This window comes from Streptomyces venezuelae ATCC 10712 (genome assembly GCF_008639165.1).
GTDB classification, from domain to species: Bacteria; Actinomycetota; Actinomycetes; order Streptomycetales; family Streptomycetaceae; genus Streptomyces; species Streptomyces venezuelae.
Map to the genome: position 1 here is coordinate 2,418,752 of NZ_CP029197.1, position 23,461 is coordinate 2,442,212.

Sequence of the window (23,461 nt, forward strand, 5' to 3'; positions counted from 1 at the left end):
AGAAGAAGGACACCCCCATGACGTACTGCGCGCCGCCCTTACCCGGTGCCTCCCTCGCCGCCCCCGGAGCGGGCCGGCCCTCCGCCGACGGGCTCGATCACGCCCGCGCCCGCCTCGCCACCCGCCTCGTGGCGGCGGCGGCACCCGACGGGCTGCTCCGCGCACCGTGCGAGAGCCGCGTCCTGGAGTCCGCGCTCGCGCTGCGGCTGCTCACCGTGACCGGGGTCGATCCGGACGCCCAGGAGCGGCTGACGCGCCGGCTGAAGACCGCCCTGGACGAGGGCGGCACCGATCCCGTGCAGGAGGCGGCGGCCCGTGCGGCGCTCGGCGAGTACGTGGACGGGCCGGCCGCGCTGGCCCGGCTGCTCGACGGTTTCGACCACTTCACCGCCGGGCGCAAGCGGCTGATGTTCCAGACGGTCCTGGCGGAGCTCGGCGCGCATCCGTACCCCGAACTCCGCTCCCCCGGGGACGTCTTCGAGGCCCGCGGGCAACAGCGCTGGCTGGTCACGGAGATGGCCGCCCTGAAGGTGCTGCACGCCTTCGGCACCGGCTCGCCCCGGCTCGTCGCCGAGGCGGACTGGCGGGCGCTCGCCCCCTGCGCGCGGCCGGGCCCTCCCCCGTACGGCAACCATCTCGTCCGGACCCTCGGGCTGCTCGCGCTCCGGCACAGCACCCGGCACGCGGCGGCCGTGGCCGCGCGGGCCCGGGAGCTGCGCGCGGGGCTCCGCGAGGACGGCGGGCTGCCCTACATCACCGGGCTCGACGTGTTCGCCACGGCCCTCGGAGGTCTCGCCCTGGCGGGCGCGGGGGCGTCGGCGCTCACCCTGCGGGCGCTGGCGACGGCGCTGACGGAGCGCCAGAACGCCGACGGCGGCTGGGGTTTCGACCGCGGGGTGGCGCAGAGCGACGTGGACGACACCTCGTACTGCGTGGAGTTCCTGCGGGCGGCGGCCCCCGAGCGGTGCGGCGCCGAGGTGGCGGCGGGTGAGCGGTACCTGCTGTCCCGGGCGGGGGCGGACGGCGGCTTCCCGACCTTCGAGCCGGGCACCGCCTCCGAGGTGGCGATAACGGCGGCTGCGGTGAACGCGCTGGCGCCCGTTCCGGCGCACCGATCCGTGGTGGAGGCCGGGGTGCGGTTCCTGGTGGACCGGCAGGGGGCGGCGGGCCCGGTCGAGCGCAGCTGGAGTCTGAACGAGAGCAACGCCCTGTTCCGTACGGTCCTGGCGTACGACTCCTGCCGGGCGGCGGTGCCCGGTGGCCCGGCGGCGGCCGGGGCCGGGCGGGCCCGGGCGCGGGCGGTGGCGCGGCTGCTGGCCACCCGGAACGAGGACGGCGGCTGGGGGCACGTGCCGTCCGATCCGAGCGACCCGATCAGCACGGCGTACGCGCTGATCGCGGTGGCCCGGACGCCGGCGGAGCCGGCCGCCGTGGCCGCGACGGAGCGGGCGGTGCGGTACCTGCTGGACCGGCAGCGCCCGGACGGCGGCTTCGTGTCCCGGCCGGACCAGGCGGGGCCGAGGCCCTTCGCCTATCACGTCCCGCTTCTGACGGACGTGTGCGTGCTGCTCGGCCTCAACCACGCGGCGGCCGCGCGCGGCCGGGCGGGGGCCTAGCGGCAGGTGTTCAGGTCGTCCGGGTCGACGCCGCCGAGCCGGACGGCCAGGGCGTCGAGCCGTTCCCGCAGGTCGCGGAGTTCCCCGAGCTCGAGCCCGGTGGCGGCGGCGATCCGGCGGGGCACTCCGCGGGCCTTCTCCCGGAGCGCGGTCCCTTCGGCGGTGGGCCGCACGGTGACGGACCGCTCGTCCTCGGGGCTGCGGCGCCGCTCGACGTATCCGGCCGCCTCCAGCCTCTTGAGCAGCGGGGACAGGGTGCCGGAGTCGAGCCGGACGCGCTCTCCGATGCCCTTCACCGGCAGTTCGCCGTGCTCCCAGAGCACGAGCATGACGAGGTACTGGGGGTAGGTGATCCCGAGGTCCTTGAGCGCTTCGCGGTAGACGCCGTTGAAGGCGCGGGTCGCGGCGTGCAGCGAGAAGCAGATCTGGTCGTCGAGCCGGAGGAAGTCCTCGTCGGGGGCGGTGTCGAGCGTCTCCATGGCTTCAGGATACGCGAGGGGCAGCTCACACGCGATTAAGTTGTGCACAACTGAATAGTGCGCTACTAATGGAGACACACCGCCTCCCGAGGACAGGAACGGAACACCATGGACGCGATCTACACCGCCGTCGCCACCGCCAACGGCCGCGAGGGCCGCGCCGTCAGCTCCGACGGCCATATCGACCTCCCGCTGGCCCACCCCCAGGCCCTCGGCGGCAACGGCCAGGGCACCAACCCCGAGCAGCTCTTCGCCGCCGGGTACGCGGCCTGCTTCGCCAGCGCGATGAACCTGGTCGCCCGCCAGGAGAAGATCGACATCACCGACGCCTCGATCACCGCCGAGGTCTCCATCGGCAAGGACCCCGCGGACGGCGGCTTCGGCCTCTCGGTCGTGATGCGCGCCGAGTTCCCCGACCACCTCCAGGGCGCGGCCGGCGCCGCCCTCCTGGAGAAGACCCACGCCTTCTGCCCGTACTCCAAGGCGACCCGCGGCAACATCAAGGTCGACCTCGTCGTCGAGTAGGTTTCTGTCGCTTCACGTACGCCCCCGGTGGTCAACGACCACCGGGGGCGTTCGTTCCTGGGTTTTTCCGTTCGGGCACGGGGGATTCTTCTGCCGTACGACGGGCAGTCATGGAACGGCCGCCGGGCGGTGGTTCACGGGCGCTCTCCTTGGGGCGCCCCTCGGCCGGGCCCCCGGCCACCGCACGCGCACCCCCACCCGTGCCCGTCCCCACCCGACCCGGAGGAGAACTCCCCATGGCCGACCTCGACCGTCGCCGGTTCCTTCAACTCGCCGGCGGCGCCGCCGCGTTCACGATGCTCTCGGAGAGCGTCGCGCGGGCCGCCGCGATACCGGCGCAGGGCTCCACCGGCACGATCCAGGACATCGAGCACATTGTCGTCCTGATGCAGGAGAATCGTTCCTTCGATCACTATTTCGGAGCGATGAAGGGCGTACGGGGCTTCGGCGACCCGCGCCCGGTGACCCTGCCCAGCGGCAAGTCCGTCTGGAACCAGTCCGACGGCAGCAAGGTCACGCTCCCGTTCCGGCCGACCAGCGACAAGCTCGGCATGGAGTACCTCCAGGGCCTCAACCACGACTGGGCGGGCGGCCAGAGCGCCTTCAACAAGGGCAAGTACGACAACTGGGTGCCCGCCAAGACCAAGGCCACCATGGCCCACCTCACCCGCGAGGACATCCCGTTCCACTACGCGCTCGCCGACGCCTTCACCATCTGCGACGCGTACCACTGCTCGTTCATCGGAGCGACCGACCCCAACCGCTACTACATGTGGACCGGTTACGTCGGCAACGACGGCAAGGGCGGCGGCCCCGTCCTGAACAACGCCGAGGCGGGCTACGGCTGGACCACCTACCCCGAGCGCCTGGAGGCGGCCGGCGTCTCCTGGAAGATCTACCAGGACATCGGCGACGGCCTGAACGCCGCCGGCTCCTGGGGCTGGATCAACGACGCCTTCCGCGGCAACTACGGCGACAACTCGCTGCTCTACTTCAACAACTACCGCAACGCCCAGCCCGGCAACCCCCTCTACGACAAGGCCCGCACGGGCACGAACGCCAAGGCCGGCGAGGGCTTCTTCGACATCCTCCGCGCCGACGTGCAGGGCGGGCGGCTGCCGAAGGTCTCCTGGATCGCGGCCCCGGAGGCCTTCTCCGAGCACGCCAACTGGCCCTCCAACTACGGCGCCTGGTACATCGCCCAGGTCCTGGACGCGCTGACCTCCAACCCGGACGTGTGGGCCCGTACCGCCCTGTTCATCACGTACGACGAGAACGACGGCTTCTTCGACCACGTGGTCCCGCCGTACGCCCCCGGCTCCGCGGCGCAGGGCCTGTCGACGGCCCCCACCGCCCTCGACTACTTCGGCGGCAAGACCGGCTACGTCGCCGGCCCCTACGGCCTCGGCCCGCGCGTCCCGATGATCGTCGTCTCGCCCTGGTCCACCGGCGGCTACACCTGCTCCGAGACCTTCGACCACACCTCGGTCATCCGCTTCATGGAGCAGCGCTTCGGCGTCACCGAGCCGCAGATCTCGCCCTGGCGGCGGGCCGTCTGCGGCGACCTGACCTCGGCCTTCGACTTCTCGCGCACGGACACCTCGGCGGCCCCGCTGCCGCCGGTCGCGGGCTACTACCCGCCGGACAAGAACCGTCACCCGGACTTCCTCGCCACCGCCCCGGCGTCCGGCACGATGCCCCGCCAGGAACGCGGCGCCAAGCCCACCCGCCCGCTGAAGTACGCCCCGTACGTCGACGGCGCCGCCGACATCGCGGCGGGCAAGTTCCGTCTGACCTTCAGCGGCGGCCCCGCGGCCGGCGCCCAGTTCTACGTGACCTCGGCGAACCGCACGGACGCCCCGTGGACGTACACCGCCGAGGCCGCCAAGTCGATCTCGGACACCTGGAACACGACGTACTCGAAGGGCGTCACCGACCTCACGGTGCACGGCCCCAACGGCTTCGTCCGGCGCTTCCGCTCCCCCGGCAAGACGGCCGTCCCCGAGGTCACGGCCCGCCACAACGCCACCACCGGCCAGCTGGACCTCACCTTCACCAACGCGGGCACGACCGCCACGGTGACCCTCACCAACGCCTACGGCGGCACCCCGGCCACCCTCACCGTCGCGAAGGGCGCCACGGTCACCCGCGCCGTGGACGTCTCCGCCGCCCACCGCTGGTACGACATCACCGTCACGTCCTCCGCGAGCACGGACTACGTCCGCCGCCTCGCGGGCCACGTCGAGACAGGCGCGCCGAGCCAGTCCGACCCGGCGATCCTGACGTACTGACCCGCGCGAAAGCCCCGGGGGTCCGTACCCGTCCACCGACGGGTACGGGCCCTCGCCCCGTGCCCCCGCGCCCGGCCGGAGCGGCCGCCACCGCGCACCCCGCCCCTGCGGCCGTGATAATCGGAGGAGGGCACTCCGACCCGGCGAACAGGAGAGGCACGGGCGGACCGACGGCCCCGGGGTCGCTCGGCAAGGGATCGCACGCTGCGAGGTGACTGCCATGAGCCAGCACACACCCACCGGAGGGCAGGGGAGCGCCGGTACCGCACCGGGGAGGGCCCATCGGCCCGGAGGCGGCGGCGTCGCCGGCGGAGGCACGGTGTTCGCCGCGGTACTGCTCTCGGTCTCGGGCGTCCTGGCCGTGCTCCAGGGCATCGCGGCCATCGCCGAGGACGACGTCTACGCCCGCGTCGGCAGCTACGTCTTCGAGTTCGACCTGACGTCCTGGGGCTGGATCCACCTCATCCTCGGGATCTTCGTCGCGCTGACCGGCGTCGGCCTCTTCAAGGGCGCGAACTGGGCGAGGGCGGCGGGTATCTGTCTGGCCGGCCTCAGCATGATCGCCAACTTCCTCTGGCTGCCGTACCAGCCGTGGTGGGCGCTCACCCTCATGGCGATCAACGTGTTCATCATCTGGGCCCTGTGCGCCAGCTGGTCGCGCACCACCGCCGGCTGACCCGGTCCCCGGGAGGACGAGCAGGAAGGGTGCCGATGCCCCGGAAAGTCACCACGGCGCTGCGCGCGGCGCACCACGCCACACCCGAGGAGCGTGCGGCGCTCGGCAGGAAGGCCCGGCGCCGCTCGCCGCGGTCGGGCCACGCCGAGTACCGGCCGTCCGCGGACCGTCCCGGCCCGCTGACGATCCTGGAGGCGCAGTCGGCGACCCGGGTCCCCGAGCTGGTCCCGATCCGCTACGGCCGCATGACCGAGTCGCCGTTCCGCTTCTACCGGGGCGCCGCCGCGATCATGGCGTCCGACCTGGCCGGCACCCCCCGCTCGGGGCTCACGGCCCAGCTGTGCGGGGACGCGCACATGCTGAACTTCCGTCTCCTCGCCTCGCCGGAGCGGCAGTTGATGTTCGACATCAACGACTTCGACGAGACGCTCCCCGGCCCCTGGGAGTGGGACGTCAAACGGCTGGCGGCGAGCCTCGTCATCGCCGCCCGGGCGAACGGCTTCGACGACGCCGAGCGGGCCCGGATCGTCCGGCGCACCGTCCGCGCGTACCGCGAGGCGATGATCCGCTTCGCGGGCATGCGCACCATCGACGTCTGGTACGCGAAGATCGACGCGGCCCGGCTGGAGGCACTGACCAAGGACCTGCTCGCCAAGCGCGGCCGCAAGGACCTGAGCCGCGCCCTGGCGAAGGCCCGTACCCGCGACAGCCTGCAGGCCTTCGACCGGCTCACCCGGACCGTCGACGGCCGGCCGGTGATCGCGGCGGACCCGCCGCTGCTCGTGCCGGTGTCCGACCTGCTGCCCGAGCTCCGGCGCACCGCCCTGGAGCGCCAGTTCCGCGGCCTCATCGAGCGGTACGGCGCCACCCTGCCCTCCGACCGGCGCACCCTCCTGGCGGACTACCGCCTCGCCGACGTCGCCCGCAAGGTGGTCGGCGTCGGCAGCGTCGGCACCCGCTGCTGGATCTTCCTGCTCCTCGGCCGTGACAACCGGGACCCGCTCTTCCTCCAGGCCAAGGAGGCGGACACCTCCGTCCTCGCCCCGTACGCGGGCGCCAGCGCGTACCGCAACCAGGGCGAGCGCGTCGTCTCCGGCCAGCGGCTGATGCAGGCCACCAGCGACATCCTCCTCGGCTGGGAGCGCGTGGACGGGATCGACGGCAGGCGGCGCGACTTCTACGTGCGCCAGTTGCGTGACTGGAAGGGCATCGCCGAACCGGAGCGGATGCTGCCCCGCGGCATGGGGGCCTTCGGCGACATGTGCGGGCTCACCCTGGCCCGCGCCCACGCGCGCTCCGGCGACCGGATCGCGATCGCCGCGTACCTGGGCCGCGGCGACTCGTTCGACCGGGCGCTCGCGCGCTTCGCGGAGGCCTATGCCGACCAGAACGAGCGCGACCACCGGGCCCTGGTCGACGCCGTACGCGCGGGCCGGTTGCCCGGCGTGCGGTGAGCTCCGGGGCGGCGCAATCTGGACAGAGATCGTTCCGCCGGACCGCGGCCCTCGTGAAGGGCGGCGGCCCGTCACGACCGGCAGGAGATCGGCCATGAGGGACTCGATGGTGAACCTGGCAGTGGACTACCCGCTGCTGAACATGTTCTGGACCATGCTGATGCTGTTCCTGTGGATCCTCTGGTTCATGTTGCTGTTCCGCATCATCGGCGACATCTTCCGCGACGACGACCTGAACGGCTGGGGCAAGGCGGGGTGGAGCGCCTTCGTCATCCTGCTGCCCTTCCTGGGCGTGTTCGTCTACCTGATCGCCCGCGGGCGCTCCATGGGCGAGCGCGAGCTGAAGCGGATCCGGCAGAACGAGGAGCAGTTCCGCTCGTACGTGCGCGAGACCACCGGGAGCGGCGGCGGCCAGGCGGAGGAACTGTCCCGGCTCGCCGAGCTGAAGAACAGCGGCGCCATCACGGAGGCCGAGTTCACCCAGGCCAAGGCGAAGGTCCTCGCGAGCTGACCGGGCCGGACCCGGCAGGCTTCGGCGCGGGGTGAGCGCCCGTGGTCCTCGACCTCTTCCTCATCGGCCTGGCCATCGCGCTCTACCCGCTGCCGGGCATGGCGCTGGTGCTGGTGCTCTCCTCGCCCCGTGGGGTGTACAAGGGGCTGGCGTTCATCACGGCCTGGCTCGCCTGCCTCGTCGCCGTGATCGCCCTGGTCCTGCTCTGCACGGGCGGAGAGCCGCCGGCGCCCCGCTCTCCTCCGTCGCTCGCGTCCCTCGCGGCCACGCTGGTCATCGGCCTGAGCCTGGTCGTCTACAGCGAGCACCGGCGCCGCCGCAGCCGCCGCGTCACCGCCGCGTCCGACGACGGGGAGGGGACGGCCGGGTCCGGGCGTTCGCCGGCCTCCCGGATGGACCAGGCCACCGGGTGGTCCGCCGCCGGGCTCGCCGTCCTCCTCCAGCCCTGGGGCATGGTGAGCGCCGCGGCCGCCACCGTGGTGAAGGCCGACGCCTCGCACGCCCAGTCCTTCCTGGCGCTCCTCGGCTTCTGCGTCCTGGCCACCTCCACCCTGCTGGCCATGGAGCTGTACACGGTCTTCGCGCCGGAGGACGCGCAGCGGGACCTGACGCGGCTGCGGGCGTGGCTGTCGCGCCACAAGGACCAGGCGATCGTCCTGCTCTGCCTCCTGCTCGGGCTGTGGCTCGTCGGCCGGAGTCTGTACCAGCTGACGGGATGAGTCCCGGTCAGGGGATGTCGGATCGCGCCCCCGAGATCACAATGGGCGATATCTACCATTCCTCCCCGATCGGAGACCTTCGATGAAGGACCTCAAGTTCGAGCAGAAGCGCTCGATGACGCGTCTCGAAGCGGCCGACCAGCTCGCCGCGCTCGCGGCGGCGCTACGGGAAGGCGGCGACGTCGAACTGGAATACGGCCAGGGGACGCTGAGCCTCTCCATCCCCGAGGAGCTCCGCTCCGAGGTGGAGGTCGAGGTCGGCAACGGGGAGATCGAGCTGGAGATCGAGTTCAAGTGGCCGACCGCACGGGCCCGCAAGGCCCGGGAGAGCGGGCGGGAGGAGCCCGCACCCGAGCCGGAACCGGCGAAGGCCCCGCCGCGGCGCAAGAGCGCGCCGGCCAGGACCGCCCGGACCGCCGCCGGGACCAAGCGGACCGCCGCCGGCACGAAGAAGACCGCCGGTTCCCGGCCGCCTGCCGCGAAGAAGTCCTGAGCGGCGACCGAGGAGGCCGCCCATGGCCGAGACCGACGCCCGTCCGGAGGAACCCGGCAGCGGGGAACAGCAGCCCCTGGAGGCGGACCGGCTGCGCGGCCTGCTCCTCGCCCCCGGCTACCTCAAGACCCTCACCGTCTCCGCCCTGATCGGCGTCCCGGTCTCGCTCGTCGCGTTCTGGTTCCTCGTCGGGCTGCACGCACTCGAACACCTCCTCTGGGCCGACCTGCCGCACGACCTCGGCTGGGACACCCCGCCCTGGTGGTGGCCGCTGCCCCTCCTGCTGGTCGCGGGGGCCGTCGTCGGCCTTGTCGCCGCACGCCTGCCCGGCGGCGGCGGTCAGGTCCCGGCGTCCGGCCTGCACGCCGGCGGCGCCTCGTCGGCCACGCTGCCCGGCGTCGTGATCGCCGCGACCGCGTCCCTGCCGCTCGGCGCCGTCCTGGGCCCCGAGGCACCGCTGATCGCGCTCGGCGGCGGGCTTGCCCTGCTCGTACGAGACCTGACGCGAGGTCCGGCGACGCCCGCCACGACCGTCCTGCTCGGCGCGGCCGGCGCCGCGGCCGCCATCGCCGCGATCTTCGGCAACCCGCTGGTCGCCGCGGTGCTCCTGATGGAGGTGGCGGGCGCCGGCGGCCCCCGGCTGTTCGCGGTCATGCTGCCGGCGCTGCTCTCCAGTGGCGTCGGCGCCCTGGTCTTCACCGGCTTCGGGCGCTGGACCGGTCTCGAGACCGGCAGCCTCGCCCTCCGCATGCCGACGCCCTTCCCCGCGCTGGACATCGGCGACGTGCTCTGGACGATCCCGCTCGCCCTCGCCGTCGCCGCCCTCCTGCACCCGCTCCTGAGGGCGGCCCGTCGCGTCGCCGCCTTCGTCGCCGCGGGCCCGGTCGCCCGCACCGCCCTCTGCGCCCTCGCCGCGGCGGCCTGCGCGGCGCTCTACGCCCTGCTCACCGACCGCTCCCCCGCCGAGGTCGCCCTGTCGGGCCAGGCCACCCTGGGGCAGCTGGCCGCCGACCCGCACGCCTGGGGGGTCGGCGCCCTCGTCGCGGTCCTCCTCCTGAAGGGGACCGCGTACGCCCTCTGCCTGGGCAGCCTCCGCGGCGGTCTCGTCTTCCCGGCCCTGTTCCTCGGGGCCGCCGCCGGCGTCCTGCTGGCCCCTCTCCCCGGCTTCGGCCTCGTCCCCGCCCTGGCGGCCGGCATGGCGGCCGCGACCGCCGCCGCCTGCCGGTCAGCAGCGTCGTCCTCGTCGTCCTCCTGCTCGGCGGCACCGCGATGATCCCCGTCGTCATCCTCGCCGCGGTGATCTCCCTCGTCACGACGGAGGTCCTCCCGAAGGCCAAGGCCGCGCCTCCCGCGTGAGCGAAGCCCGCGCGCGGGTGAAACGGCCGCGGCCCCCGGATCGGATCCGGGGGCCGCGGCCGTACGTGGGGTGTGGTGCGTCCGGGTGACCTCGGCGTGTCGCGCCGACGTGGCAGCCCGGTCCGAGTGCACCGTGGAGATGACCGCCAGGAGGTAAAACCTTCCTGCTGCTGCGGTGCTGTGGTGGGGCGGGTGGGACTCGAACCCACGGCCGACGGATTATGAGTCCGCTGCTCTAACCGGCTGAGCTACCGCCCCGTACGGTGAGGCGCGTACATGTGTGCGCGCCGTCTGCCGCAGCATAGCCGCTCATACGATCTCCTGCTCCGGATGATCGGCTCTGCTCGACCATGAAGACCCCGCCGCGCACCGCATGGTTCCCGGAGACGCGAAAAAGGACCCCGAAGGGTCCTTTTCCGTTTCGCTCCCCCGGCTGGACTCGAACCAGCAACCCTCCGGTTAACAGCCGAATGCTCTGCCAATTGAGCTACAGGGGATCGCGCTCCCCCGACTGGACTCGAACCAGTAACCTGCCGGTTAACAGCCGGCTGCTCTGCCAATTGAGCTACAGGGGATTGCTGCGTTGCACCGAACGTACCCACTCCGGATGCTCCGGGCGGGCGGTTGCTCGCTGCGACACATACATTAGCGCAAGCAGGGGGGTGCTCCGCCAATCGGTATCGCCGTGGGCACCGCCTGGGCACCAGCGATGCATCAAGGAAGCTCTCCAGGGAAGGTGGTGGCCATGCGATACAAGCTGACGTTCGTCGTGGGACTCGCCCTCGGTTACGTGGTCGGCACGCGTGCCGGACGCGAGCGCTACGAGCAGATGAAGAAGTCCGCCAAGGACCTCGCCCGGAACCCGGCCGTGCGGAACGCCGCCGAGTCCGCCGCCCAGACCGGCCGCCAGGTCGCCGGGAAGGCCGCGCACGTGGTGGGCGACAAGGTCGGCGACCGGCTGCCGTCCTCCGTGACCGACCGGTTCCACGCGCTGTCCGGGCGCGGCGGCGCCAACGGGAAGGTCGAGGAGGACGACTGGGGCACCAGCAACACCTGAACGCCGCGCGTGCGGCAGAATCATGTGTCATGGGGATAGTCGCCGGACTCGACAGCTCAGCGGAGTTCACACGCATCGTCGTCTGTGACACGGACACGGGTGCCGTACTGCGGCAGGGTTACGCCCCGCACCCGGGCGAGCCCAAGGCCGTCGACGTCGACCCGCAGACCTGGCTGCTCTCGCTCGGGGAGGCCGCCACCGGCGGGCTCCTGGAGGGCGTCCAGGCCATCGGCGTGTCCGCGCAGCAGCACGGCCTCGTGCCGCTCGACGCGCAGGGCGGCCTGGTGCGGCCCGCGCTCGTCCGCAACGACAAGCGGGCCCAGGTCGCCGCCGCCGACCTCGTCGAATCCCTCGGGGGCCGGCAGGCCTGGGCCGAGGCCGTCGGCTCCGTGCCCGGCGCCGGGCAGCCGGTCGCCAAGCTGCGCTGGCTGGCCCGTACCGAACCCGAGCACGCGGCGCGGGTCGCGATGATCCTCCAGCCGCACGACTGGCTGGTCTGGCAGCTCCTCGGCCGCCCCGCCCGGCGCACCACCGACCGCGGCGCCGCCTCCGGCACCGGCTACTGGTCGGCCCGCACCGGTTCCTACCGCCCGGACCTGGTGGAGCTCGCGCTCGGCCACCAGGCGGTGCTGCCCGAGGTGCTCGGCCCCGCCGAGGCGGCCGGCACCACGCCCGAGGGGCTCCTCATCTCCGCCGGTACGGGCGAGACGATGGCCGCGGCGCTCGGCCTGGGGCTCGGCCCCGGCGACGCGGTGGTCTCCCTCGGCGCCTCCGGCTCCGTGATGGCCGTGCACCACGAGGCCCTCTCCGACCCCCGCGGCATGATCACCTCCTTCGCCGACGCCACCGGCATGCACCTGCCCGTCGTCCACACCTCCAACGCGGTACGGACGCTGCGCGGCACCGCCGAGATGCTGGGCGTGGAGTCCCTGGAGGAACTGTCGGCGCTGGCGCTGAAGTCGACGCCCGGTGCCTCCGGGCTCGTCCTGCTCCCCTATCTGGAGGGCGAGCGCACGCCGAGCCTGCCGCACTCCGCGGGCACGCTCAGCGGGCTGCGGCGCGAGTCGATGAAGCCCGAGCACCTGGCGCGGGCCTCGTTCGAGGGGATGCTCTGCGGGCTCACCGACGCGATGGACGTGCTGCGCGGCCGGGGCGTCGAGGTCCGGCGGGTGTTCCTGCTGGGCGCGGCCGCGGCGCTCCCGGCGGTGCAGGCGCTCGCGCCCGCGCTGTTCGGCGCGCAGGTCGTCGTCCCCCAGCCGGCCGACTACGCGGCGCTCGGCGCGGCGCGGCAGGCCGCCTGGGCCCTCGGGGTGGCGCGGGGCACGCTGTCGCCGTCGGCTCCCCTGGCCTGGCAGGGCGCGGCCGCGCAGATCCTGGAGCCGGGTGAGGACCTGGCCGCCGGCCAGGCGGTCCGGCAGCAGTACGTGGCGACGCGCGACCAGCTCCACCCGGGCGCGTTCGCTTCGTAAAGTCTTGCCCAGGGCTCGGGGCGGACCCCGAAACCGAGTCGTAACGTCTCGGGGGCGCGGGCGATAGTGGAGCCGTGCTCATAAGACTTCTCCGAACCCACCTCGGGCCCTACCGAAAACCGATCGCGCTGCTCGTGTTCCTGCAGTTCCTGCAGACCTGCGCGAGCCTCTACCTGCCGACCCTGAACGCGGACATCATCGACAACGGTGTCGTCGACGGGGACACCGGATACATCCTGCGCTTCGGCGCCCTGATGGTCGGCGTCTCCGTCGTCCAGGTCGTCTGCAACGTCGGCGCCGTGTTCTACGGCGCCCGTACCGCGTCCGCCCTGGGGCGGGACGTGCGCGCCGCGGTCTTCGACCGCGTGCAGTCGTTCTCCGCGCGGGAGCTGGGGCACTTCGGCGCGCCCTCGCTGATCACCCGTACGACCAATGACGTGCAGCAGATCCAGATGCTGGTCCTGATGGCGTTCACCCTGATGGTCTCCGCGCCCATCATGTGTGTCGGCGGCATCGTGATGGCGCTCGGCCAGGACGTGCCGCTCTCGGGCGTGCTGCTCGCCGTCGTGCCGGTCCTCGGGGTCTCCGTCTCCCTGATCGTGCGGAGGATGCGGCCGCTCTTCCGGACCATGCAGGAGCGTCTCGACACGGTGAACCGGGTGCTGCGCGAGCAGATCACCGGCAACCGGGTGATCCGGGCGTTCGTGAAGGACGGCTACGAGGAGGAGCGGTTCCGCGGTGCCAACGCGCAGCTGACCGACGTGTCGATGGCGACCGGCCGGCTGATGGCGCTGATGTTCCCGGTCGTCATGACCGTGGTGAACATCTCCAGCGTGGCCGTGGTCTGGTTCGGCGCGCACCGCATCGACAGCGGCGGGATGCAGATCGGCGCGCTGACCGCGTTCCTCGCGTATCTGATGCAGATTGTGATGGCGGTCATGATGGCCACCTTCATGTTCATGATGGTGCCGCGCGCCGAGGTCTGCGCGGAGCGCATCGAGGAGGTCCTGGCGACCGAGACGAGCGTGGTGCCGCCGGTGAAGCCGGTGACGAAGCTCGACCGGCGCGGGCATCTGGAGGTCAGGAGCGCGGACTTCCGGTACCCGGGCGCGGAGGAGTCCGTGCTCAAGGACGTCGGGCTCGTCGCCCGGCCCGGCGAGACGACCGCGATCATCGGCTCGACCGGCAGCGGCAAGTCGACCCTCCTCGGTCTCGTGCCGCGGCTCTTCGACGCCACCGGCGGCGAAGTCCTCGTCGACGGCGTCGACGTCCGCGAGCTCGACCCGCGGCTGATGGCCAAGACCGTCGGACTCGTCCCCCAGAAGCCCTACCTCTTCTCCGGGACCGTCGCCACCAACCTGCGGTACGGCAAGCCCGACGCCACCGACGAGGAACTCTGGCACGCCCTGGAGGTCGCCCAGGCCGCCGACTTCGTACGGAACCTGGAGCACGGCCTGAACTCCCCCATCGCCCAGGGCGGCACCAATGTCTCCGGCGGGCAGCGGCAGCGCCTCGCCATCGCGCGGACCCTGGTGCAGCGGCCGGAGATCTACCTCTTCGACGACTCGTTCTCCGCGCTCGACTACGAGACGGACGCCCTGCTCCGGGCGGCGCTCGCCGAGGAGACGGCCGACTCGACCGTCGTCATCGTCGCCCAGCGGGTCTCCACCATCCGGGACGCCGACCGGATCGTCGTCCTCGACGAGGGCCGGGTCGTCGGCACCGGACGGCACCAGGAGCTGATGGCGGACAACGAGACGTACCGGGAGATCGTGCTCTCCCAGCTCACCGAGGCGGAGGCAGCCTGATGGCCGGTCCTGGCGGACGCATGATGGCCGGTGGCGGCCCCGACCAGCGGTCGATGGACTTCAAGGGCTCGGGCAAGCGGCTGCTGAAGCAGCTGGCGCCCGAGCGCGGCGCGCTCTGGGTGATGCTCCTCGCGGGCGTGCTGTCGGTGGCGGCCTCCGTGATCGGCCCGAAGATCCTCGGCAGGGCGACCGACCTCGTCTTCGCCGGTGTCATCGGGCGGCAGATCGAGGGCGGCACCAAGCCGGAGGCGATCGAGCGGCTCCGTGCGGCGGGCGACTCCGGGATGGCGGACATGCTGTCCGGGGTCGACTTCACACCGGGGCAGGGGATCGACTTCTCCGCCGTCGGCGGGGTGCTGCTCCTGGTCCTCGGCGTGTACGTGGCGGCGGGCCTGCTGATGCTGGTCTCCACCCGGATGTCGATCAAGGTGATCAACCGGACGGTCTACCGGATGCGGGAGGACGTCCAGACGAAGCTGGCCCGGCTCCCCCTGTCGTACTTCGACAAGGCGAAGCGCGGCGAGGTGCTGTCGCGGGCGACCAACGACATCGACAACATCTCGCAGACCCTCCAGCAGTCGATGGGCCAGCTGATCAACTCGCTGCTCACGATCGTCGGCGTGCTCGCGATGATGTTCTGGATCTCGCCACTGCTCGCGCTCGTCGCGCTGATCACGGTGCCGGTCTCGGTCTTCGTCGCCGCGAAGATCGGCAAGCGCTCGCAGCCGCACTTCGTGCAGCAGTGGAAGTCCACGGGCGCGCTCAACGCGCACGTGGAGGAGATGTACAGCGGGCACAACCTGGTGAAGGTCTTCGGCCGCCAGGAGGAGTCGGCCCGTGACTTCCGCGAGCAGAACGAGGCGCTGTACGAGGCCGGGTTCAAGGCGCAGTTCAACAGCGGTGTGATGCAGCCCGTGATGTTCTTCATCTCGAACATCAACTACGTCCTGGTGGCCGTGGTCGGCGGCCTGCGGGTGGCGAGCGGCACGCTCTCCATCGGTGACGTGCAGGCCTTCATCCAGTACTCGCGCCAGTTCTCGATGCCGCTGACGCAGGTCGCGTCGATGGCGAACCTGGTGCAGTCGGGCGTGGCATCGGCCGAGCGGATCTTCGAGCTGCTCGACGCCGAGGAGCAGGAGCCGGACGCCCCGACGGGCGAGAAGGTCGCCGACCTCAAGGGCAAGGTCGCCCTGGAGGGCGTCTCCTTCCGCTACGAGGCCGACAAGCCGCTCATCGAGGACCTGTCGCTCACCGTCGAGCCGGGCCAGACGGTCGCGATCGTCGGTCCGACCGGCGCCGGCAAGACGACCCTGGTCAACCTGCTCATGCGGTTCTACGAGGTGACGGGCGGCCGGATCACCCTCGACGGGGTGGACATCGCCGGCATGTCCCGGGAGCAGCTGCGGGCCGGGATCGGCATGGTCCTCCAGGACACCTGGCTGTTCGGCGGCACCATCGCCGACAACATCGCGTACGGCGCGACGCGCGAGGTGACCCGGGCGGAGATCGAGGAGGCGGCGCGGGCCGCGCACGCCGACCGGTTCGTGCGCACCCTGCCCGAGGGGTACGACACGGTCATCGACGACGAAGGGGCGGGGGTCAGCGCGGGCGAGAAGCAGCTGATCACCATCGCCCGGGCGTTCCTGTCCGACCCGGTGATCCTCGTCCTCGACGAGGCCACCAGCTCGGTCGACACCCGTACCGAGGTCCTGATCCAGAAGGCCATGGCGCGCCTGGCCCACGGGCGGACCTCGTTCGTGATCGCGCACCGGCTCTCCACCATCCGCGACGCGGACGTCATCCTGGTGATGGAGAACGGCTCGATCGTCGAACAGGGCACGCACGAGGAGCTGTTGGCGTCCGGCGGGGCCTACTCCCGCTTGTACGCGGCGCAGTTCGCGCAGGCGGTCGCCGAGGTCGACTGACCGGCCGATGACCCATGCCGCATGATGGGCGGCATGGGTCACATGGGTCACATGGCGAAGAGTTCCTGGGTGCCTTCGGTCACCCTGCGCGTGGGCGCCGGGGGCGTGGACGTGGCGGCGCTGCTGCTCGCCGCGGACGGGCGGGTCCGGGGGGACGCGGACATGGTCTTCGACGGGCAGCCCGCCCATCCCTCCGGTGCCGTCCGGCACGAACAGGCTTCGCTGCTCCTCGCGTTGCACGAGGTGGAGGCGGACGTCGAGCGGATCGTGATCGCCGGGTCCGCGGCCGGCGGCGCCCTGACGGCGGTCGCCCCGGACGGCGCGGCCGTCGCCGCGCACACGGTGGCGGCCGCGCCGGAGACGACCGCCGTGGTGCTCGCGGAGTTCTTCCGGGAGTCGGGCGGCTGGAAGTTCGCCGGGGGCGGGAAGGGGTACGGCTCCGGACTCGCCGCGCTGGTCACGGAGTTCGGCGTCGAGGTCGCGGACGAGACCGGGGCGGCGCAGCAGCAGCCGGAGCCGGTCGCCGCCGGGCCCGTACCGCTGACGGGTGTGGTGAAGATGCCGGTGCGGGCGCGGCAGGCCGGCGGGTCGTCCGCCGCCGGCGCGGCGGCGCCCGGCCACGCCGGGCCGTCCGCCCCCGGTGGCCCGTTCCCGCCCGCCGACCGGCCGTACGAGCTCGTCGGGGGATGGGAGTTCGGCCCGGTCTTCGAGCCGTTCGCGATCACGGGGGACGGCGACCAGGTGGTCACCGTGGACGACCGCGTCCCGCCGGGCCCGGTCCTGGTGGAGACCGCGCACGAGGGCAGGGACGGCTACTTCGCCGTCTTCCCCCTCGACCAGCGGAACAAGGACGGGCAGTACCTGTTCAGCACCACCCTCCCCGACTTCAGGGGGAGTTCGGTCACCCCGGCACCCGAGGGCCGTGCGCTGCGGCTGCGCGTGCGGGCGTACCACCGCTGGGTGATGCGGGTGAAGCCCGTGGCCGCCGCCCGCCGCATCGAGGGGACGCTGCGGGGGTACGGTCCCGAGGCCCTGCTGTACACGGGCGGCGCGGCCGATCTCCAGGTGCACTTCGAGGGCGACGAGGACGGCGGCGGCTACGTCGGCATCCGGTGCCACGAGGTCGCCGGGCACACCGGTCTCACGGAACGGCCGACGCTGCTCCTCAACCGCACCGAGCCGCTGCTGCACACCGTCCCGCTGCCGCCGGGCCCGCTGTTGCTGCTGCACCGGGCCGACGGCCCGTGGACGCTGACGGTGAAGGAGCTGGACTAGACACCCGCTAGTCGAGATAGCCGCGCAGCTGGTCGGCGTAGGCGTGGTCCCGGAGTTTGCCGAGGGTCTTGGACTCGATCTGGCGGATGCGTTCGCGCGTCACGCCGAAGATGCGGCCGATCTCCTCCAGGGTGCGGGGCCGGCCGTCGTCGAGGCCGTAGCGGAGCTGGACGACCTTGCGTTCGCGCTCGCCGAGGGTGGACAGGACGTCCTCCAGGTGGCGGCGGAGCAGCAGGAAGGCGGCGGACTCCACGGGTGAGGCGGCGTCGCCGTCCTCGATGAGGTCGCCGAGGGCGACGTCCTCCTCCTCGCCGACGGGGGCGTGCAGGGAGACCGGTTCCTGGGCGAGCCGGAGCACCTCGCCGACCCGCTCGGGGGCCAGGTCCAGCTGGGCGGCGACCTCCTCGGCGGTGGGTTCGTAGCCGCGTTCCTGGAGCATCCGGCGCTGGACCCGGATGACCCGGTTGATGAGTTCGACGACGTGCACGGGGACGCGGATGGTCCGGGCCTGGTCGGCGAGGGCCCGGGACATCGCCTGGCGGATCCACCAGGTGGCGTACGTGGAGAACTTGTAGCCGCGCGCGTAGTCGAACTTCTCGACGGCCCTGATGAGGCCGAGGTTGCCCTCCTGGACGAGGTCCAGCATGGTCAGGCCGCGCCCCACGTACCGTTTGGCGACGGAGACGACGAGGCGGAGGTTGGCCTCGATCAGCTTGCGCTTGGCGATCCGCCCCAGGACGACGAGCCGGTCCAGGTCGCTCGCCAACCGGGAGTCCAGGTCGGGGGTGTTGGCGAGTTTCTCCTCCGCGAAGAGTCCGGCCTCGACCCGGCGGGCCAGGTCGACCTCCTCCTCGGCGGTCAGCAGCGGGATGCGGCCGATCTCGCGGAGGTACTGGCGGAAGAGGTCGGAGGAGGGCCCGTTGCCGCCGAGGTCGGGGCGGCGGCGCTGGGGTGGTATCTCCGGCTGCTCGTCCGGTGCGGCGGCGGGCGGTTCCTGGGACACGAACTGGGTCTGCACGGCGGGCGACCTCCAGGGGGGTGATCGCTGCCGGTCCGGGGGCGTACGGCAGCGGGACGACACCGTCACCCAGTGTGGGGTACGACACATCGCCGCCACGAGGGGCGTGCGGTGACTTTTTGAGACCGCGGCGTGACTGACCGTACGTCAGAGGGCGGCGGCGCCGTTGTTCCGCAGGGACTGCCCGTACTGGGTGAGCACCCAGAGTTCGTTCTGGACGGCGGCGAGCTGCTCGGGGTCGCCCTGGGCGCCGAGCCGGGCGAGGGTGCCCTGGACGTCGCGGATGCGGCGGTCGACGGCGCGGAGCCGGACGGTGACGAGCTGGTCGCCGGCGTAGGCCTCGTCGACGGTCTTGGCGAAGATCGTCTCGACGGCGAGTTCGGTGACGAGGGCGCGGACGGTGTCGTTGGGCGCGGCCTCGCGGACGGCGTCGAGGTAGTCGGCGGGGGCTCCGGTGGCGCCGCCGGCGTCCTGGACGCACTGGCGGACGGCCGCGTAGGGCGGGGCGGTGAACTCGTCGACGCCGTAGGCGTCGAAGGCCGGGGAGACGAGCTCGGGGCGCTGGAGGGCGAGCTTGAGGAGTTCACGCTCGGTGCGGTGCGCGGGGCTGCGCAGGTTGAGCGCGGGGCCTGAGGGGGCGGGGGCCGGGGCGGCGGTGTCGTATCCGCGCTGCGGGCCCTGCTGCCGCTCGGGGCCCTTGCCGCCGCGGTCGCGGGCCCAGCGGGCGAGCTGGGCGACCCGCTTGACGACGAACTGGGTGTCGAGGATGCCGAGCATGCCGGCGAGCTGGACGGCGACCTCGTGCTGGGCGCCGATGTTCTTGATCCGGGCGACGACGGGCGCGGCCTCGTCGAGGGCGGCGGCGCGGCCGGCCGGGGTCTCCAGGTCGTACCGCTTCACGATCTGGCGGAGGGCGAACTCGAAGAGCGGGGTGCGGGGCTGGACGAGGTCGACGACCGCCTCGTCACCCTTGGCGAGGCGCAGGTCGCAGGGGTCCATGCCGTCGGGGGCGATGGCGATGTAGGTCTCGGCGGCGAACTTCTGGTCGTCCTCGAAGGCGCGCAGGGCGGCCTTCTGGCCGGCGGAGTCGCCGTCGAATGTGAAGATGACGCGGGCCGAGCCGTTGTCCATGAGGAGGCGGCGGAGGATCTTGATGTGGTCGCCGCCGAAGGCGGTGCCGCAGGTGGCGATGGCGGTGGTGACCCCAGCGAGGTGGCAGGCCATGACGTCGGTGTAGCCCTCGACGACGACGGCCCGGCTGACCTTGGCGATGTCCTTCTTGGCCAGGTCGATGCCGTAGAGCACCTGGGACTTCTTGTAGATCGGCGTCTCGGGGGTGTTGAGGTACTTGGGGCCGTTGTCGTCGTCGCGGAGTTTGCGCGCGCCGAAGCCGACGATCTCGCCGCCGACGTCCTTGATCGGCCACATGAGGCGGCCGCGGAAGCGGTCGATGGGGCCGCGGCGGCCGTCCTGGGAGAGCCCGGAGAGGATGAGTTCCTTGTCGGAGAAGCCCTTGCCGCGCAGATAGCGGGTGAGGTGGTCCCAGCCGGCCGGGGAGTAGCCGACGCCGAAGTGGGCGGCGGCGGCCTGGTCGAAGCCGCGCTCGGCGAGGAAGGCGCGGCCGATCTCGGCCTCGGGCGAGCCGAGTTGGTCGGCGTAGAACTGGGCGGCGACCTTGTGGGCCTCGATCAGGCGGATGCGTTCGCCGCGCTGGTGGCCCGGGTTGTAGCCGCCCTCCTCGTACCGCAGGGTGATGCCCGCCTTGGCGGCGAGGCGCTCGACCGTCTCCGAGAAGGAGAGGTGGTCGATCTTCATCACGAAGGCGATGGTGTCGCCGCCCTCCTGGCAGCCGAAGCAGTGGAAGAGTCCCTTGCTGGGGCTGACCTGGAAGGACGGCGACTTCTCGTCGTGGAAGGGGCAGAGGCCCTTGAGGTTGCCGCCGCCCGCGTTGCGGAGCTGGAGGTACTCGGACACGACGGCGTCGATCGGGACCGCGTCCCGGACCGCCTTCACGTCGTCATCGTTGATCCTGCCTGCCACGCATGAAGTGTACGGGGGTCCCTCAGGCGATCAGGCTCTCCAGGGGGACGGAGGCATCGGCGAGGGCGTCGGGGTCCACGGGCTTCCGGGCGCGGATGAGCTGCTGGACGGGGTCTGTGACGTCCCACACGTTCACGTTCATGCCGGCGAGGACCCGGCCCTCCTTCAGCCAGAAGGCGATGAACTCGCGCTTGCCGGTGTCGCCGCGGACCACGACCTGGTCGTACGAGCCGGGGGGCGCCCAGCCGGAGTACTCCATGCCCAGGTCGTACTGGTCGGAGAAGAAGTAGGGGACGCGGTCGTAGGAGACGTGCTGCCCGAGCATGGCGCGGGCGGCGGCCGGGCCGCCGTTGAGGGCGTTGGCCCAGTGCTCGACGCGGAGCCGGGTGTGCAGCAGCGGGTGGTGGGCGGCAGCGACGTCGCCCGCGGCGAAGACGTCGGGGTCGGAGGTGCGCAGCGATTCGTCGACGGCGATGCCGCCGCCGTCGGCCCGGTCGACGAGGGCGAGCCCGGAGTTCTCGGCGAGGGCGGTGCGGGGCGCGGCGCCGATGGCGGCGAGCACGGCGTGCGCCGGGTGCTCCTCGCCGTCGTCGGTGCGGACGGCGAGGACCATGCCGTCCTGGCCGACGATCTCGGTGAAGCGGGCGCCGAAGTGGAAGCGGACGCCGTGGTCGGTGTGCAGGTCGGCGAAGAGCTGGCCGAGCTCGGGTCCGAGGACCCGGTGCAGCGGGGTGGGGTCGGACTCGACGACGGTGACCTCGGCGCCGTAGCCCCGGGCGGCGGCGGCGACCTCCAGGCCGATCCAGCCGGCGCCGGCGATGACCAGGTGGCCGTTGTCCCGGCCGAGGGAGGCGAGGACCTGGCGGAGCCGGTCGGCGTGGGCGAGCCGGCGCAGGTGGTGGACGCCGGCGAGTTCGGTGCCGGGGATGTCGAGCCGGCGCGGCTCGGCGCCGGTGGCGAGGAGCAGCTTGTCGTAGCGGATGACGGTGCCGTCGCCGAGGCGGACGGTGTGGGCCTCCCGGTCGACGGCGGTGACGGACTGTCCGAGGTGCAGCTCGATGTCGTGGCGCGCGTACCAGGCGGCCTCGTGGACGAAGGCGCTGTCGCGTTCCTTCGCGCCGGTCAGGTAGCCCTTGGACAGGGGTGGGCGCTCGTAGGGGTAGTCGCGTTCGTCGCCGATGAGGATCACCCGGCCGTTGAACCCCTCGGCGCGCAGGGTCTCCGCCGCTTTGGCCCCTGCCAGGCCCCCGCCGACGATGACAAAGGTCTGATCTGCGTCGACCACGTCGTTTCCTCCTCTTTGCGACCGCTTCCAACCTACGCCCCCGGGCGTTCCTCGGGCCGTACCGCCCCGGGGCGTGCATGCGAGCGTCCCGCACGGAGGGTGGTGACGGAAGAGGGCGCCTCGGCGGCGGGGCGGGAGTGGTCAGGAGTGGTGGGGGCGGAGAGCGGCGTGCAGGGCGCGGGCGGAGGCGTCGGTGAGGGAGGCGATCTGGTCGACGATGACGCGCTTGCGGGCCCGGTCGTCGCGGGCGGCGTCGAAGAGGGACCGGAACTGGGGTTCGAGTCCGTCGGGGGCGCGGGCGACCAGGGCCTCGGCGAGCTCGGCGACGACGATGCGCTGGTCGGCGCGGAGGGCTTCCTGCTGGGGGCGCTGCATGACGTACCGGTCGGCGACGGCCTTGAGGACCGCGCATTCGTTGCGCGCCTCGCGGGGGACGACCAGTTCGGCGCCGTACCGGGTGAGGCCGCCCGAGCCGTACGCCTGCCGGGTGGCGCCCTCGGCGGCGAGGCAGAAGCGGCCGATGAGCTGGCTGGTGGCGTCCTTGAGGCGGGCCTGGGCGACGGCCGAGCCGTCGTAGCCGTGCGGCCACCACTCCTGGTCGACGAGCCGGTCGAGGGCCTCGGCGAGCTCCTGCGGGTCGGTGTCCTCGGGGACGTAGCGGCCGATGGCGACGGCGGCGATGTCGGCGCGCTCGGGCTCGGCGAGCAGGAGGTTGGGGTCGATGTGTCCGGCGTGCAGGCCGTCCTCGAAGTCGTGGACCGAGTAGGCGACGTCGTCGGACCAGTCCATGACCTGGGCCTCGAAGCACTTGCGGTGGGCGGGGGCGCCCTCCCGGATCCAGGCGAAGACGGGCAGGTCGTCCTCGTACACGCCGAACTTGGGCGAGCCGGGGTCCTCGGGGTGTGCGCCGCGCGGCCACGGGTACTTGGTGGCGGCGTCGAGGGCGGCCCGGGTGAGGTTGAGGCCGACGCTGACGAGCTCGCCGTCGGCGTCCTTCACGAAGCGCTTGGGCTCGATGCGGGTGAGGAGGCGGAGCGACTGGGCGTTCCCCTCGAAGCCGCCGCAGTCCTTCGCGACGTCGTTGAGCGCCTGCTCGCCGTTGTGCCCGAAGGGCGGGTGGCCCATGTCGTGGGAGAGGCAGGCGGCCTCGACGAGGTCGGGGTCGCAGCCGAGGGCGGCGCCGAGCTCCCGGCCGACCTGGGCGCATTCCAGGGAGTGGGTGAGCCGGGTGCGGGGGCTGGCGTCCCAGGCGTGGCCCCGGGTGCCGGGGGTGACGACCTGGGTCTTGCCGGCGAGCCTGCGCAGCGCGGCGGAGTGCAGCACGCGGGCGCGGTCGCGCTGGAAGGCGGTGCGCCCGGGGCGTTTGTCGGGCTCGGTGTCCCAGCGCTCGGTCGCGGCGGAGTCGTATCCCGGGGTGTCGGCGGGGGTGTCCTGTCCTGAGGTGTCCGTGATGCCTTCCATGCC

At 72.5% G+C, this 23,461-nt stretch carries 19 protein-coding genes and 3 tRNA genes; 14 read left to right on the forward strand and 8 right to left on the reverse strand.

Features of this window, described 5'->3' with window-relative positions; all coding sequences use genetic code 11:
* Window positions 1–17: 17 nt before the first annotated feature.
* Window positions 18–1,616 carry a prenyltransferase/squalene oxidase repeat-containing protein gene (locus DEJ43_RS11095; protein WP_015033444.1) on the forward strand — a complete coding sequence of 533 codons (1,599 nt, stop codon included), beginning with the start codon at window positions 18–20 and terminating at the stop codon, window positions 1,614–1,616.
* On the opposite strand, the gene DEJ43_RS11100 is transcribed toward DEJ43_RS11095, so the two are convergent.
* Complete coding sequence (locus tag DEJ43_RS11100) at window positions 1,613–2,095, reverse strand: MarR family winged helix-turn-helix transcriptional regulator (protein ID WP_015033445.1); 483 nt, start codon at window positions 2,093–2,095, stop codon at window positions 1,613–1,615. The genes DEJ43_RS11095 and DEJ43_RS11100 overlap by 4 nt on opposite strands.
* 108 nt (window positions 2,096–2,203) lie before the next feature.
* Here DEJ43_RS11100 and DEJ43_RS11105 point away from each other — a divergent pair, with 108 nt between their 5' ends.
* The 8 genes from DEJ43_RS11105 (at window position 2,204) to DEJ43_RS11140 (ending at window position 10,037) form a co-directional block, all read left to right on the forward strand.
* Window positions 2,204–2,620, forward strand: a complete 417-nt coding sequence (locus DEJ43_RS11105; RefSeq protein WP_015033446.1) for an organic hydroperoxide resistance protein — start codon at window positions 2,204–2,206, stop codon at window positions 2,618–2,620.
* Between the two features lie 236 nt (window positions 2,621–2,856).
* Window positions 2,857–4,911 carry a phosphocholine-specific phospholipase C gene (locus tag DEJ43_RS11110; RefSeq protein ID WP_015033447.1) on the forward strand — a complete coding sequence of 685 codons (2,055 nt, stop codon included), beginning with the start codon at window positions 2,857–2,859 and terminating at the stop codon, window positions 4,909–4,911.
* A gap of 220 nt (window positions 4,912–5,131) precedes the next feature.
* Entirely contained in the window at window positions 5,132–5,587 is a 456-nt protein-coding gene (locus DEJ43_RS11115) for a DUF7144 family membrane protein (RefSeq protein WP_041662359.1), read from the forward strand.
* A gap of 35 nt (window positions 5,588–5,622) precedes the next feature.
* Window positions 5,623–7,041, forward strand: a complete 1,419-nt coding sequence (locus DEJ43_RS11120; protein WP_015033449.1) for a DUF2252 domain-containing protein — start codon at window positions 5,623–5,625, stop codon at window positions 7,039–7,041.
* A 94-nt stretch (window positions 7,042–7,135) separates the two neighbouring features.
* Entirely contained in the window at window positions 7,136–7,552 is a 417-nt protein-coding gene (locus DEJ43_RS11125; protein ID WP_015033450.1) for an SHOCT domain-containing protein, read from the forward strand.
* Window positions 7,553–7,593: 41 nt separating this feature from the next.
* Window positions 7,594–8,271 carry a GAP family protein gene (locus DEJ43_RS11130; protein ID WP_015033451.1) on the forward strand — a complete coding sequence of 226 codons (678 nt, stop codon included), beginning with the start codon at window positions 7,594–7,596 and terminating at the stop codon, window positions 8,269–8,271.
* Window positions 8,272–8,353: 82 nt separating this feature from the next.
* A complete protein-coding gene (locus DEJ43_RS11135) occupies window positions 8,354–8,764 on the forward strand; it encodes an amphi-Trp domain-containing protein (RefSeq protein WP_015033452.1) in 411 nt (136 codons plus the stop codon).
* 22 nt (window positions 8,765–8,786) lie between these two features.
* On the forward strand, window positions 8,787–10,037 hold the full coding sequence (locus tag DEJ43_RS11140) for a chloride channel protein (RefSeq protein ID WP_015033453.1): 1,251 nt from the start codon (window positions 8,787–8,789) through the stop codon (window positions 10,035–10,037).
* Window positions 10,038–10,301: 264 nt separating this feature from the next.
* Here DEJ43_RS11140 and DEJ43_RS11145 read toward each other — a convergent pair.
* The 3 genes from DEJ43_RS11145 to DEJ43_RS11155 form a co-directional block, all read right to left on the reverse strand.
* Window positions 10,302–10,378 (reverse strand) — tRNA-Ile (locus DEJ43_RS11145).
* A gap of 166 nt (window positions 10,379–10,544) precedes the next feature.
* Window positions 10,545–10,617: transfer RNA gene (locus DEJ43_RS11150), tRNA-Asn, on the reverse strand.
* Between the two features lie 5 nt (window positions 10,618–10,622).
* A tRNA-Asn gene (locus tag DEJ43_RS11155) sits at window positions 10,623–10,695 on the reverse strand.
* A gap of 170 nt (window positions 10,696–10,865) precedes the next feature.
* Between DEJ43_RS11155 and DEJ43_RS11160 the strand changes: the two genes are divergently transcribed.
* From DEJ43_RS11160 to DEJ43_RS11180, 5 genes are all read left to right on the forward strand, one after another.
* Window positions 10,866–11,177 (forward strand): hypothetical protein, encoded by a 312-nt coding sequence (locus tag DEJ43_RS11160; protein ID WP_015033454.1) that lies wholly within the window; start codon window positions 10,866–10,868, stop codon window positions 11,175–11,177.
* 29 nt (window positions 11,178–11,206) lie between these two features.
* Window positions 11,207–12,646: an FGGY family carbohydrate kinase gene (locus tag DEJ43_RS11165; protein WP_015033455.1), complete on the forward strand. Its 1,440-nt coding sequence runs from the start codon at window positions 11,207–11,209 to the stop codon at window positions 12,644–12,646.
* A 74-nt stretch (window positions 12,647–12,720) separates the two neighbouring features.
* Window positions 12,721–14,454, forward strand: coding sequence for an ABC transporter ATP-binding protein (locus DEJ43_RS11170; protein ID WP_015033456.1), 1,734 nt, complete (start codon window positions 12,721–12,723; stop codon window positions 14,452–14,454).
* Window positions 14,454–16,379, forward strand: a complete 1,926-nt coding sequence (locus DEJ43_RS11175) for an ABC transporter ATP-binding protein (protein WP_015033457.1) — start codon at window positions 14,454–14,456, stop codon at window positions 16,377–16,379. The genes DEJ43_RS11170 and DEJ43_RS11175 overlap by 1 nt, the downstream gene beginning before the upstream one ends.
* A 51-nt stretch (window positions 16,380–16,430) precedes the next feature.
* Window positions 16,431–17,654: a TerD family protein gene (locus DEJ43_RS11180; protein WP_106433837.1), complete on the forward strand. Its 1,224-nt coding sequence runs from the start codon at window positions 16,431–16,433 to the stop codon at window positions 17,652–17,654.
* 7 nt (window positions 17,655–17,661) lie between these two features.
* Here the strand turns inward: DEJ43_RS11180 and DEJ43_RS11185 are convergent, their stop codons facing one another.
* The 4 genes from DEJ43_RS11185 to DEJ43_RS11200 all read right to left on the reverse strand — a co-directional run bounded on the left by DEJ43_RS11185 (window position 17,662) and on the right by DEJ43_RS11200 (window position 23,458).
* Entirely contained in the window at window positions 17,662–18,762 is a 1,101-nt protein-coding gene (locus DEJ43_RS11185) for an RNA polymerase sigma factor (protein WP_181399427.1), read from the reverse strand.
* 57 nt (window positions 18,763–18,819) lie between these two features.
* The gene (dnaG, locus tag DEJ43_RS11190) at window positions 18,820–20,712 is read right to left on the reverse strand and encodes a DNA primase (RefSeq protein WP_015033460.1); all 1,893 of its coding nucleotides are present in this window, start codon (window positions 20,710–20,712) and stop codon (window positions 18,820–18,822) included.
* Between the two features lie 22 nt (window positions 20,713–20,734).
* Window positions 20,735–21,997 carry an NAD(P)/FAD-dependent oxidoreductase gene (locus DEJ43_RS11195; protein WP_015033461.1) on the reverse strand — a complete coding sequence of 421 codons (1,263 nt, stop codon included), beginning with the start codon at window positions 21,995–21,997 and terminating at the stop codon, window positions 20,735–20,737.
* A 141-nt stretch (window positions 21,998–22,138) separates the two neighbouring features.
* Window positions 22,139–23,458, reverse strand: coding sequence for a deoxyguanosinetriphosphate triphosphohydrolase (locus DEJ43_RS11200; protein ID WP_015033462.1), 1,320 nt, complete (start codon window positions 23,456–23,458; stop codon window positions 22,139–22,141).
* Window positions 23,459–23,461: the final 3 nt, after the last annotated feature.

What these genes read in the sequence shown, in the direction of transcription:
- DEJ43_RS11095 (WP_015033444.1), top strand. Translation starts at nt 18, where the DNA reads ATGACGTACTGCGCGCCGCCCTTACCCGGTGCCTCCCTCGCCGCCCCC.
- DEJ43_RS11100 (WP_015033445.1), bottom strand. Translation starts at nt 2,095, where the DNA reads ATGGAGACGCTCGACACCGCCCCCGACGAGGACTTCCTCCGGCTCGAC.
- DEJ43_RS11105 (WP_015033446.1), top strand. Translation starts at nt 2,204, where the DNA reads ATGGACGCGATCTACACCGCCGTCGCCACCGCCAACGGCCGCGAGGGC.
- DEJ43_RS11110 (WP_015033447.1), top strand. Translation starts at nt 2,857, where the DNA reads ATGGCCGACCTCGACCGTCGCCGGTTCCTTCAACTCGCCGGCGGCGCC.
- DEJ43_RS11115 (WP_041662359.1), top strand. Translation starts at nt 5,132, where the DNA reads ATGAGCCAGCACACACCCACCGGAGGGCAGGGGAGCGCCGGTACCGCA.
- DEJ43_RS11120 (WP_015033449.1), top strand. Translation starts at nt 5,623, where the DNA reads ATGCCCCGGAAAGTCACCACGGCGCTGCGCGCGGCGCACCACGCCACA.
- DEJ43_RS11125 (WP_015033450.1), top strand. Translation starts at nt 7,136, where the DNA reads ATGAGGGACTCGATGGTGAACCTGGCAGTGGACTACCCGCTGCTGAAC.
- DEJ43_RS11135 (WP_015033452.1), top strand. Translation starts at nt 8,354, where the DNA reads ATGAAGGACCTCAAGTTCGAGCAGAAGCGCTCGATGACGCGTCTCGAA.
- DEJ43_RS11140 (WP_015033453.1), top strand. Translation starts at nt 8,787, where the DNA reads ATGGCCGAGACCGACGCCCGTCCGGAGGAACCCGGCAGCGGGGAACAG.
- DEJ43_RS11160 (WP_015033454.1), top strand. Translation starts at nt 10,866, where the DNA reads ATGCGATACAAGCTGACGTTCGTCGTGGGACTCGCCCTCGGTTACGTG.
- DEJ43_RS11165 (WP_015033455.1), top strand. Translation starts at nt 11,207, where the DNA reads ATGGGGATAGTCGCCGGACTCGACAGCTCAGCGGAGTTCACACGCATC.
- DEJ43_RS11175 (WP_015033457.1), top strand. Translation starts at nt 14,454, where the DNA reads ATGGCCGGTCCTGGCGGACGCATGATGGCCGGTGGCGGCCCCGACCAG.
- DEJ43_RS11180 (WP_106433837.1), top strand. Translation starts at nt 16,431, where the DNA reads ATGGCGAAGAGTTCCTGGGTGCCTTCGGTCACCCTGCGCGTGGGCGCC.
- DEJ43_RS11185 (WP_181399427.1), bottom strand. Translation starts at nt 18,762, where the DNA reads ATGTGTCGTACCCCACACTGGGTGACGGTGTCGTCCCGCTGCCGTACG.
- DEJ43_RS11200 (WP_015033462.1), bottom strand. Translation starts at nt 23,458, where the DNA reads ATGGAAGGCATCACGGACACCTCAGGACAGGACACCCCCGCCGACACC.